Below are 12,597 nucleotides of genomic sequence, written 5' to 3'. Positions count from 1 at the left end.
TGATTACAGTCTGATATCAATATCCTGATATTTTCGGCTGGCTTCGGTATGACTGATTTCAATACCATCACTTACTGCCCATTTTCCATCATTAATACGCTGGTATTGCAGGCTGAAACTGCCATCACCGATTTTATGCAGGGTAAAGGTTTCGCCTGCCGGAATATAAAAGGTGCGTATAGCAGTAAATTTACCGGCGTGCAATTCGTATAATTGGGCAAATACCGGCGATTGCAAGGAGGTGGCATGTACGACAATATTGTTATTGCCGCGCTCACGCAAAACCGGATAACCGGATACATAAGCAGCTTTAAGCGGAAAAAGCTGTCCATTGGGTGCCGCGGTAACGGGCATGCTACTCTGCTCATTAACGTTATCAGCCGGCGGATATGCCAGCCTCCACCACACTCCGCCCATAGCAATCAGTACGGCAATCCCCACAATCCATAACCAGCCATGACCGCGTTCGTGCAGGTCGACAACTTTATCCTGATGGTTAGGCAATAAAACCGGAGGCGCAAATGGTGTCTGCCGGCGCGCCAGCAAGGCTGGCGACAACCTTGCCTGCAGGCTTTGCCGCGCAATCCACACATCATGATGATGGCGCTGCTCCGGATCAGACAATACTGCATATGCTTTGTTAATCTCAGCCATACGCTGATGTGCCTGCGGATTATGCGGATTGCGGTCAGGATGGTATTTTTGTGACAAAGCCCGATAGGCCGCACGAATAACTTCGTCGGATGCCCCTTGAGCAACATTTAATACTTCATAATAATTGTGCACGGATTTTTCACTTACACAGGTTAAATCAAGGTATTGAGTGCATGATTGATATCATCCCAGATATCTTCAATATCTTCGATACCGGCTGAAATGCGCAGCAGGCCTTCACGGATGCCCAGAGATTCTTTAACTTCCTTACTCATGCCGCTATGCGACTGGCTGGCACTGTGATTAATCAGGCTTTCGACGCCGCCAAGGCTGGCCGCCATCCGAATCATGCGCAGATTTTTTATCACACTATTGGCTGCTTCGCGACTATTCTGACGTAAATAAATGGAGACCACTCCGCCAAAACCATGCTGCATCTGTTTACAGGCGATATCGTGGTGTTCATGCTCTGCCAGACCGGGATAAAATACTTTTTCTACCGCAGGGTGCTGTTGCAAGCGTCTGGCCAGCTCAGCCGCATTAGACAAATGCCGGTCCATACGCACAACCAGTGTTTTGATACCGCGTAATACCAGTGCACAGTCCATCGGACCGGCCACGCCGCCGGTATTAATACTTAAGGCACGTAATAATTTTGCATGTGCAGGATCTTTTACCACAACAATACCCATCAGCACATCTGAATGTCCGCACAGGTATTTGGTTGCGGAATGAAAGACGATATCCACACCCAGATTCAGCGGATTCTGTACGTAGGGTGTCGCAAAAGTATTATCCATACCGACAATGGCACCGGCAGCTTTGGCTTTAGCAGACAGTTCAGCGATGTCTACCAGACGCAGCAGCGGATTACTCGGGGTTTCCAGCCATACCATTTTTACTTTGGTCTGTGCCAGTATCCGGTCCAGATTATCCGGATTGGTAAGATCGGCAAAAATAACGTTAACACCCCACTGGGCATATACTTCGGTTAATAAATCATAAGCTCCGCCATAAATATCGGCTACCGCAACAATGGTATCACCCGGCCGCAGAAAAGTACGCCACACAGCATCGATTCCGGCCATACCACTGCCATAGGCAAAACCGGCACAGCCATTTTCCAGCTCGGCGACTGTGTCTTCAAGTACTTGCCGTGTCGGATTGGAAATACGCGCATAACGGAACGGAATATTTTCGCCGATTTCATTCATGGCGAACATGCTGTTCTGATAAATAGGCGGCATTAGGGCACGGTTATGCTCTTCCGGCTGATAACTGGAATGGATGGTCTGTGTGGCAAATTTCATATTTTCTCCGTTTGATTACTGGTTTTGCTGTTCAGACAGCTGTTTATACGGGTAACGGCATTAATACTGAGGCTGCTAGTTTAGCACGCACTCTGGTTATCAGGCAGCATGCTGTTTCTTTTACACTAATCCCGACTGATTTGCTCGGAATTAAGGCATACAGTATAATTTTATGCCTTATATGCCGGCGGTTTCTGTGGTTTAACTATACTGCGCCGGCTGGATTCAGATTTGTTTTGCAAGGAAAATTATCAGAATGGACACTATTGCCGATGTGCAAAGCAGTGTTGATAAACGCAATATGCCAATCAATCAGGTTGGTGTGAAAGGCTTACGCCTGCCGCTGAGTATTATTTGTGCTGCAGGTAAACAACATACTGTTGCTGATTTAACCATGACTGTGTCACTGCCGGCCGAACAGAAAGGCACACATATGTCACGCTTTATTGAGTTAATGCAGACACAGCATGACAGTATTGATTTTGCTGTACTGCGGCAACTGACTACCGCTATGTTAGAAAAACTTCAGGCAACAGCAGGTAAAATCAGTATGCGCTTTCCTTTTTTCCGGCAAAAGCAGGCTCCGGTAAGCGGTATTTCCAGCCTGCTGGATTATGAAGTGGTACTCAGTGGCGAAATTCAGGCTGGTATTTATCAGCAAACATTACAGATCATTATTCCGGTTACCAGCCTGTGTCCGTGCAGTAAGGAAATTTCTGCTTACGGAGCGCATAATCAGCGTTCACATGTCACTGTTACGCTGGTATGCACTGAATCAATTGCTATTGAAGAAATTATTGATCTGGTAGAACAACAGGGTTCATGTCAGTTATACGGTTTGCTGAAACGGCCGGATGAAAAGTATGTCACTGAATATGCTTATGATAACCCCAAATTCGTTGAAGATATGGTTCGTGACGTTGCTACTGCGCTAAAAACTGATACACGTATTCAGTCTTTTACTGTAGAAAGTGAAAATTTTGAATCTATTCATAACCATTCTGCCTATGCACTGATACAATACCCGTAAACTGATTGTTTGCAGACTTAGCTTTATCTGGTAAACGAAATCAGAAAGCACTTAAGGGGAGATAATGACTACCCTTCGGTTCTGCCGGTAGTCATTTTCTTTGTTGATTGTTCAGGTTGAAATTACACTGGTTACAGTGACCATTTTTTATGTATCACAATCCTACCCGTTCTCGTGTCTGTATGGCTTCCCTGTTAAAACTGCTGTTTATGCTGCTGGTATTGCTGCTGGGGCTGAATAGTGCGGTACTGGCTGCGGACAATAAAAATTTATTACCGCCGGAACAGGCTTTTGTACCGGAACTGATTGTTCATAATCAGGATATTCGTGTACATTTTGTTATTGCCGACGGCTATTACCTGTACCGGAATAAAATTCAGATTATTACTGAACCGGCGGATATCTTTGGTGAAGGACAATTTATCCAGCAGGGACAGCAAAAGCACGATGAGTTTTTTGGTACCCAGCAGGTTTACTACAATCATGCAGATGCAGTCTGGCACTATAAGGCAGATGCACAGACTGTTCCGTATCAGTTAACTTTATCTTATCAGGGCTGTGCAGATGCAGGAATCTGTTATCCGCCGGTAGAAAATACATTTACCATCAGCCGTACCGGCAAATATCGTATTACGCCACAATCAACACATATTCAGCCAGTCCCGCCGGATACTTTTACTGATCCTCCGGTTAAAGCTCCGCCACCGGAGTGGTCAGGCAGCTCAGGCGGAGACAGTCTGTTTCAGCTTTCCCGAGCAACACTGATTACCAATTTAATGACTTTTTTTATTGCCGGGATGGGATTGAGTCTGACAGCATGCATGTATCCGCTGCTGCCGATAGTATCAGCCATCGTAATGGGCACCCGCCGGAAAACCACTAAATTGCGGGCATTTATCCTATCATTTGTTTATGTACAGGGGCTCGCTTTTACCTATACTATTGTTGGTATTGTTACTGCCCGTACCGGTGCGTTTCTGACCGGATGGCTGCAACAGCCTGCGGTAGTGCTGGCTGCCGCAGCCATACTGGTGATACTGGCTTTATCAATGTTTGATTTATACAGTATCCAGTTGCCGGCTCGCTGGCAGACGTTTTTTCAGCGGGTCAGCGGCCGCTTTCATGGCGGACATTTGCTCTCTGTGCTGATAATGGGGGCATTGTCAGCGCTGATTGTCGGCCCCTGTGTCGCACCACCGCTGGCTTTTGCACTGGGTTATATTGCTCAGAGCGGGGATGCTGCTCTGGGCGGCATGGCTCTGTATGTTATGGCACTGGGTACCGGCATCCCGCTGATTCTGATTTCTGTATTCGGTGTGCATATTCTGCCCCGTGCCGGTAAGTGGATGATTGGCGTCAAATATCTGTTCGGTCTGATGCTGCTGGGTGCCGCTACCTATATTGCCACTCCGTTTCTGAATTACTATCTGGTAGTCACTATTTATACTTTGCTGATGCTGATACCGGCAATCTATTTAGGCTGGCAGTGGTATCATTCATCAGCACGCCAGCGCTGGTTTAATGCGATTACCGGTATACTGTTTCTGGCTTGTGGCATTGGTTTTGTTTCTGCCAGCATAATGAACTGTGTGACACCTTTACATCGTTTTCTTACTTTAACTCCGCCAAACGGTCAGCATTTTGGTCGTTATTTCGATAAGCCGGAACAATTGCGTCAGGCTATGCAAGAGTTGTTTGATGAAGATCCGAATAAGCCGGTACTGGTAGATTTTTATGCAGACTGGTGTATATCCTGCAAGGAAATGACCGCATTTACTTTAAGTAAAGCTTCAGTCAGACGGGTAATTGAAGAAAAGCGTTTTTTGCAGATTGATGTAACCAATAATACGCCGGCACAACGCAGAATGATGCAACGCTATGGTCTGTACGGGCCTCCGGGATTATTTGTTGTACACAGAAACGGCTATCGCAGCCAGCCACTGATTGGCTATGTACCGGCATCAGAATTGTTAAGCTGGTATGACAAACAAGTACAGAAAGCACAATAAATTAACAGCCTCTTTGCTTGCAAAGAGGCTGTTGCACAGAGAGTTAACAGTGCTTACTTTTTTTGTTTGAGTGTGTTTCAATCCTGATAATGACGATCAGCCACTTTTAAAGCGCGCCGTGCCAGTGCCAGATTGGCTGTTTTGCGGTCGAGTACCATAAACATAAACACACCTTGAACATTCTTCATCGGCCGCAATAAATAATATTGTTTATGCAGGCTGATAAGAATATCGTCTATAGCATCTTCATTGTTGTCCTGACCATAAAGGCGCTCAATAGCCTTTATTTCTGAACGCACAATTTCGGTATTGCCGGCGGACAGAATGTCAAGATCCATGCCTGACGGACTAACTCCGTCTATAAACATTCCGCTTTCATAATCCACGACAGCACACGCCATGACACCTTTAGTTGCCGCTAACTCATCAATGACGCCATCAAATCTCACTGTGATATCCTTCTTTATATTGCCAGTATTTTAATTATGGCAGAGTATTTAATTACCTATTTTCCAATTTTTTCCAGCTTTTGACCAGTATTAACTATTTTTATAAAGAAATTTTTTTAATTTGATATCTGTAAACATGCATTTATGTCATAGCAATAAAATCGGCATAGGAGCAAATTTGTATTCGGCTAATCGCTCAAGTTACTTTGGTACAGCTATAATAACAGTCTTAACTGGTGCCGGATGCTGTTATGCTGTATGTTTATCAATCCAATCAACTATCTGATTTAGCTGCTTTGTTTGCCAGCATATATCAGCATACCTCACCACAGTCAGCATGGGCTGCAACAGAAATCGTGGTACAGAGTCAGGGTATGCGCCGCTATCTGAATCACTATCTGGCTCAGGAGCACGGTATTGCCGCTAATCTGCATTTCAGTCTGCCGGCCAGCTACATCTGGCAATTAACTCATCAGGTCTTACCGCAAACACCAGCGCTTAACCCGTTTCAGTCAGAAGTATTGCGCTGGCGCTTACTGGGATTGTTTCATAGCCCGGCATTCAGACAACCCCAGTTATGCCAAACTGCTACCGCACTACATTCTTATCTTGATAGCAGTACTCAGGCACCTTACCATCTGGCCGGAAAACTTGCTGATATGTTTGACCAATATTTAATCTATCGCAATGATTGGATAAATAATTGGCAGGAAAATAAATCTGCGAATCTGGGTGAAGATGAGCAATGGCAGGCAGAGCTATGGCGCTGGCTGAACAATGAATCAGATTTACCACACCGCGCCGGCTTAATGCAGGAATTTCTGAGCAAACTTGATTCTGAACATTTACCTGAGCGGATATTCGTATTCGGTATTGCCACACTGGCACCGGTTTATCTGCATGCATTACAGGTAATAGCCCAATATACTGATGTGCATATATTTGCGGTAAACCCGTGTGCTGAGTACTGGGGCAATGTGCTCTCAGCAGATATGCTGCTCAATAGTCAGGAAACAGACCTGAGTGTGGTTGGTCATCCTTTACTGGCCAGTCTGGGCAAACAGGGGCGGGATTTTTTTGATGCACTCAATGATCTGGGTGAAGTAGTGTATATGCCTTCTGTCTATGCTCAGTGTGATGAAGTGGCAGATACTCTGTTACACCGGCTGCAAAACGACATTCAGTGCCTGCAACATCCGAAACAGTCTGAACCACCCTACCGGCTGCAGGAATATGATAATTCCATTCAGATTGTGGCGGCGCATTCCTGCCTGCGCGAGCTGCAAATTCTCAAAGAGCAGCTGATTCAGGATCTGGCCGCACATCCGCAATGGCAGCCGCAGGATATTGCGGTACTTACACCACATATTGGGCCTTATCTGCCTTTTATCCACGCAGTATTCGGACAAACGCAGGGCGACACGCCTGCTCTGCCCTACAATATTGCTGACGTTAAAATCAGCCTGCATGAACCACTACTGCAATTATTCGAAAAACTGCTGCAACTGATGCAGAGCCGGTTTGATATAGAAACTGTGCTGCCTTTGCTGGATGAATCTGCTCTGCGCACACGTTTTGCTTTGAACGACAGCGATGCAGAACTGATTCACCGTGTCTGGAGTGAACAAGGGGTACGCTGGGGTGTGGATGCAGATATGCGTCATGAATATGGCGGACAGGGTAAGCACTTTACCTGGCAGCAGGCGCGTGAACGTACGGTACTCGGCTGGTTGCTGCCGGAAAATAAATATACGGCACTGTGGCAGCAACAGCTTCCATGGTTCGGTGATATTGGTCAGACTGAAATTCTGGCATGCGCACAACAGTTAATAGACTGTCTGATTAAACATCATAGCTGCTGGCAAAAAGCAGCTACTATTTCCGAATGGATTGCGCGTACACGACAACTTCTGCGGGATTTAGCTGATACCGATTCTCTGTCCGGACATGCCATGCAGCAACTGGAAACCAGTCTGGCTGAATGGCAGGCACAGGCAGCACTGGCACAATTTAATCTGACTATTGAACCGGCTATTGCAATCGAGCATTTGCAGAATTATTTATCCACTACCCGTCAGGCCGGATTTCTGCGCGGCGGGATTACCTTTTGCAGTATGGTACCGATGCGCAGCCTGCCCTTTCGCTGTATCTGTCTGCTCGGTCTGAATGACGGCGAATTTCCCCGTACTACTAAATCTGCTGCTTTCGACCTGATTGCACAGCATCCGCGCCGCGGCGATCGTGCCCGTCGTAACGATGACCGTTATCTGTTTCTTGAATCTATTTTAAGTGCGCGCGAAAAACTGTATTTGTCGTATATCGGTAAAGATATTCGCAAAAACGAAGAACTGGCTCCCTCTGCTCTGCTTTATGAGCTGACCGATGTTCTGGCCGCCATGACCGGCTGTAATCCGCTGGTATTTAATCAGCAGCATATCATCAGACACCCGTTACAACCCTTTTCCTATCGCTATTTTAACGGTGATTTAATCAGCTGCCGCAGTGATTACGCCACAGCCCTGAATCAGAATATAGTTAAGCCTGAGCCATTTTATGCAAAAATAACTGAACCGGAAAAACAGAATCAGGAAGTTGATATTGAATCCTTTATCCGGTTCTGGCGTAATCCGGTACGTCACTGGCTTCAGCAGCAGTTACAATGGCAGGCACCCTATCAGGAAACACCAGTCAGTGCAGCAGAACCGTTTGCAATTGAAAACAGTGCATCGATTTATACTGCCTATACCCGTGCACGCCGGCAGCATCTGGATTTTGCTGAGGTAGATGCAGCACTGGCAGTAAGCGGACTGGTGCCTGAAGGCGAGCTGGGTGTGATTGTCAGCCAGGTTTTACGCAATCAGACACTGGCTCTGGACAGCAGCATACTGTTCAGTCCCGCTGTCGCCGATATTGCCTTTATTTTTGAACACGAACAGTTACAGCTAAGTGGCAACATCAGCCGTTTACATCAGTGCGGGCAACTGATTGAACGGAATCACACCCCGACAGCACCGGATAATATTGAGTTATATCTGCGCCATTTACTCCTCTGCGCTACTGAAAGCGAAGGTGCACAGGACACATATGAGCTTTATCCGGCCAAACCGCGCATGCTGGCAGCAATGAGCCTGATTGATGCACAAGCGCAACTGGCTTTATGGCTTGAGTATTACCGGCTGGGACAAAGCCGGCCACTGCCCTTTTTTCCGAAAACCAGCCTTACCACTGCCCTTAAATGGTATCGTAACCGGCAAAAGAAAAACCGTGCACCCGAATATGGTGCCGAAGAACGCAGCACCGCGTTTAAAGTCTATGCAGACAGCCATAATGGAAAACTGCAGGCCGACTATCCCGAAGTAGCTCAGGTATTTGGCCGCGATGAAGAACTGCCGATTGACACCCCACTGTTCTGGCAACTGATTGAAGAATTACTGCTGCCCATGACAGCAGTGCTGGAAACCGCTGATAAATTATAATGAGCCAAGCATTAAATCCGATTACCATGCCCTTAAACGGCAGCAGCCTGATTGAAGCTTCTGCCGGTACCGGGAAAACCTTTAACATTGCCGCCCTGTTTGCACGGCTGGTGTTACTGGAACGTATGCCGGTTGACGCTATTCTGGTGGTCACTTTTACTAAAGCAGCTACAGCGGAGCTGAAAACCCGTCTGCGTACCCGCCTTAATCAGGCTCTGGCTCTGTTACAAAATAATCTGCCTGCGGAACAGAATGATCCGGTACTGCAACAGCTGATTGACTGTGCCCGCAGTCAGGATGATGATGCCAGCCTGATTCTCCGTCTGCAGGCGGCCATTACCCAGTTTGACCGTGCAGCCGTTTACACCATTCACGGATTCTGCCAGCGCGTACTCACTGATTATGCCTTTTTATGCCAGACACCATTTGATACGGAAACTATTGAAACTGATCCGGAAATGCTGTGCCGGTTTGCCGAAGACTTCTGGCGGCAGCAGGTAAGCAATAACAGCAGCATGGCCACTCTGGCCGTCGCTTACAAACTTACCCCTGCCCGGCTTATGCAGGAAATGGGACGGCACTGCGGCATGGTAGATTTACAGGTACGCCAGCCGCCGGTTGCGGATATAGCCGGCATAAATAACTGCTGGCAACAGTCCTGGCAGAGCGTATGTACACATTTCAGCCTTATTCAGGATTCATTCTGGCAGTTACATCAGCAACTAAATGGTAATATTTACCGCCAGAAAAGTTATCAGCAGCTTTTCACCGACCTGCAGCAGGTAATGGAAAGCGAAGTAAACTGTCATTCTTTTTCTTCTTCTGTACTGGAAAAATGTGCCAAACTGGCTTCATCCCAGCTACAGGAAAACACCAAAAAAAATCAAACACTCAATAATGAGCTGATAGCTAACATTGCCCCACTGGTCGAACTGGCAGAAGCTGTTACTGCCATGCTGACTGCAGAAGACAGCATATCACTGCAATTACAGCTGGACTGTTTTAACTACGTGCGCCAGTGTCTGAATCAGCACCGGCGCAACAGCCACCAGCGCAGCTTTGACGATTTACTGGCAGATCTGGGTCTGGCACTGTCTGCGGATAATCCCATGTCTGAAACACTGGCCGCAGCACTGGCGCAAACATGGCAGATTGCACTAGTAGACGAATGTCAGGATACTGATCCGTTGCAGTACCGAATTTTCAAAACCGCGTTTGCCGAACAAAACCGCCCGCTTATTATGGTGGGTGACCCGAAACAGGCTATTTACCGTTTCCGTGGTGCTGATATTCACGCCTATCTGCGTGCCGCTGCCGATACCCCGCCACAGCAGCGCTATACCCTAACTACTAATTACCGCAGCCATCAGGCACTGGTACAGGCCATTGGCCACCTATTCAGCGGCAAAAAGCTGCCTTTTATTCTTGAGGGTATCAGCTATCCGCAGGTACAGGCACAGGCAGAAAATAACCGTCTGCATTACAGTCACGGCAATACTGTTATACCGGCGGTAGTGGTGCGCTGGCTGCATGAAAAAATAGATGTCAGCGATAAGGGAGCGGAAATTATCCCGAATAAAGACAGTTTGCGGACACGTGCGGCCGAATATTGTGCCTATGAAATTGCCGGCATGATTAATCAGGGTATGCGCGGAGAACTGCTACTGAGTAACCGGCCGTTACAGGCTGGCGATATTGCCGTATTGGTGCATTCACATAATGAAGGCCGCATGATTGCCGGCGCATTGAAACGCTGCGGCATCATGAGCGTCTCTCTTGGAAACCATTCAGTTTTTTCCAGCACTGAGGCACAGGCTGTCGAGGCTCTGTTACGTTTCTGGCTGCAACCGCAGCGCACTGAAACATTACGCTTTATCCTTGGCGGTGTATTGTTCGGCTGGACAGCAGCACAGCTGGCAGAACTGAACCGGAATGAAAATACACTGAGCGAATGGATACAGCTGGCACTGCAAACCCGCGAACAATGGCTGCACTATGGTATTTATCCTGCCATACAGTGGTTTGCCGGCCAGACCGGCATGGAAATCAGATTGCTTACACAGCGCAATGAGCGCAGCCTGACCAATCTGTGGCAACTGGCCGAATTACTGGCTGCTGCTGAACAAACCTTGCCGACGGCCAACGCCCTGCTGAACTGGCTGACCAGTGCCATCGGCAACGAACGGTCAGCAGGTGAAAGCAGTCTGCTGCGACTGGAAAGTGATGAAGCACTGGTTAAAATTGTGACCATGCATGCTTCCAAAGGGCTGGAATATCCGGTGGTATTCTGTCCGTTTGCATGGGATGGTAAAGAGACCATTAATAATCAGGAACACTGGCAACGTCTGCATCAGCAGGATAAAGTGGAATTGATTGCCAATAGTTTGCTCAGTGACAGCGACCGGGATGAGCTGGAATGCGAAAGTATGGCCGAACGTTTGCGTCTGTATTATGTAGCCTTTACCCGGGCACGCGAACAACTGATACTGTACACTGCAGCCTGCAACAATACCGCCAGTAACCCCATGGCATGGCTACTGGACGGTCAGCCGGACAATACCCTGAAAGAATCACGCCAATTCTGGCAGGAAACACATAAGCCCAATCTGCCCAGTACTTTACGTGCTGCATGGCATCAATGTCTGGCTGCCGGCAACCCTGAGCTGTTTCAATGGTGTGAAGGTAATGTAGACCCTGCCTGTATTGATATCAGTAAAAAACCCGAACAACCTTATCGTGCACTAACACCGACAGTAAGGACTTTTCAATCCATACGCTATACCAGCTTCACCAGTCTGAGCCGGCATGATTACAGTCACCGCGAATCTGCTCCGGAAGAAGAAAAAATAGCACCTGCGCTGGATCAGGCTGAAGTACAGATTCAGCCGCTGAGCCCCGATACAGAAGCGGAAACACCTGTGCTCGCATTCGAGCGCGGTATCAACGCCGGACTTTGTCTGCATGCCATACTGGAACAGACCGAATTCAGCCTGCCGGCTACTGCAACGGAACAGGAGCATATTCTCGACTGTCTGGCACGTTATGGTTTCGACAGCCGGCACAGCGCCACCATGCAGACGCTTACTGATACCGTACGCCAATGCCAGCTGTCACCACAAACCATTATTGCAAACATACCTAAAGCACAACGAGTGGCTGAAATGAATTTCATGCTGCGGGTTGCCGATTTCAGTATCGCAGATTTACAACAGTGGTTTAACCACGCATCCGGATTACCGCAATGCTGTGTTCAGGCGGCACAGGAGCTGGATTTTGCTACGGTAAACGGATTTATCAACGGGGCTATCGATCTTCTAGGCGAAGACCGGCATGGTCAGGTATATGTTATTGATTACAAATCCAACCATTTGGGAAATCGTCTGTCAGACTATACTCAGGAAAACATGGACGAGGCTATTGCCAGACATCATTACTACCTTCAGGCACTCGTTTACAGCATTGCCTGTGCACGATTTCTGCACAGTCGCCGGCAGCTGCCGCCCAGTATCAGCGTACGTTATCTCTTCCTGCGCGGACTTAATCCGCACAACCAGAATGGCATATGGAAATGGGATATAGACACAGCCAGTCTCAGACCATGGCTAGTAGAACATGACAAAGTATAGCAGCTGCGGTATATTAACCATTCCAGCCGTATTTTTCGCTAAG

7 protein-coding genes are annotated in these 12,597 nt (G+C 47.7%); 4 read left to right on the top strand and 3 right to left on the bottom strand.

The window, feature by feature from the left end; translation table 11 throughout:
• Positions 1-3: 3 nt before the first annotated feature.
• Both SALWKB2_RS01875 and SALWKB2_RS01870 read right to left on the bottom strand, forming a co-directional pair.
• A complete protein-coding gene (locus tag SALWKB2_RS01875; protein WP_025329994.1) occupies positions 4-786 on the bottom strand; it encodes a J domain-containing protein in 783 nt (260 codons plus the stop codon).
• A gap of 20 nt (positions 787-806) precedes the next feature.
• Complete coding sequence (locus SALWKB2_RS01870) at positions 807-1,964, bottom strand: trans-sulfuration enzyme family protein (protein WP_025329993.1); 1,158 nt, start codon at positions 1,962-1,964, stop codon at positions 807-809.
• A 256-nt stretch (positions 1,965-2,220) separates the two neighbouring features.
• Here SALWKB2_RS01870 and folE2 point away from each other — a divergent pair, with 256 nt between their 5' ends.
• Entirely contained in the window at positions 2,221-2,994 is a 774-nt protein-coding gene (gene folE2 / locus SALWKB2_RS01865) for a GTP cyclohydrolase FolE2 (protein ID WP_025329992.1), read from the top strand.
• A gap of 149 nt (positions 2,995-3,143) precedes the next feature.
• Complete coding sequence (gene dsbD, locus SALWKB2_RS01860; RefSeq protein ID WP_237749810.1) at positions 3,144-5,003, top strand: protein-disulfide reductase DsbD; 1,860 nt, start codon at positions 3,144-3,146, stop codon at positions 5,001-5,003.
• 77 nt (positions 5,004-5,080) lie between these two features.
• Here the strand turns inward: dsbD and SALWKB2_RS01855 are convergent, their stop codons facing one another.
• Positions 5,081-5,452: a hypothetical protein gene (locus tag SALWKB2_RS01855; RefSeq protein ID WP_025329990.1), complete on the bottom strand. Its 372-nt coding sequence runs from the start codon at positions 5,450-5,452 to the stop codon at positions 5,081-5,083.
• 251 nt (positions 5,453-5,703) lie between these two features.
• On the opposite strand from SALWKB2_RS01855, the gene recC reads away from it, so the two are divergent.
• Together recC and recB are read left to right on the top strand one after the other, a co-directional pair.
• On the top strand, positions 5,704-8,928 hold the full coding sequence (gene recC, locus SALWKB2_RS01850; RefSeq protein WP_025329989.1) for an exodeoxyribonuclease V subunit gamma: 3,225 nt from the start codon (positions 5,704-5,706) through the stop codon (positions 8,926-8,928).
• Entirely contained in the window at positions 8,928-12,554 is a 3,627-nt protein-coding gene (recB, locus tag SALWKB2_RS01845) for an exodeoxyribonuclease V subunit beta (protein WP_025329988.1), read from the top strand. The genes recC and recB overlap by 1 nt, the downstream gene beginning before the upstream one ends.
• The last annotated feature ends 43 nt before the right edge of the window (positions 12,555-12,597 follow it).

Origin of the sequence: Snodgrassella alvi wkB2 (assembly GCF_000600005.1) — a bacterium.
In the GTDB taxonomy this organism is placed as follows: domain Bacteria; phylum Pseudomonadota; class Gammaproteobacteria; order Burkholderiales; family Neisseriaceae; genus Snodgrassella; species Snodgrassella alvi.
The sequence above is the reverse complement of the archived record's forward strand: the minus strand, read 5'-3'. Positions and strand labels throughout refer to the sequence as shown.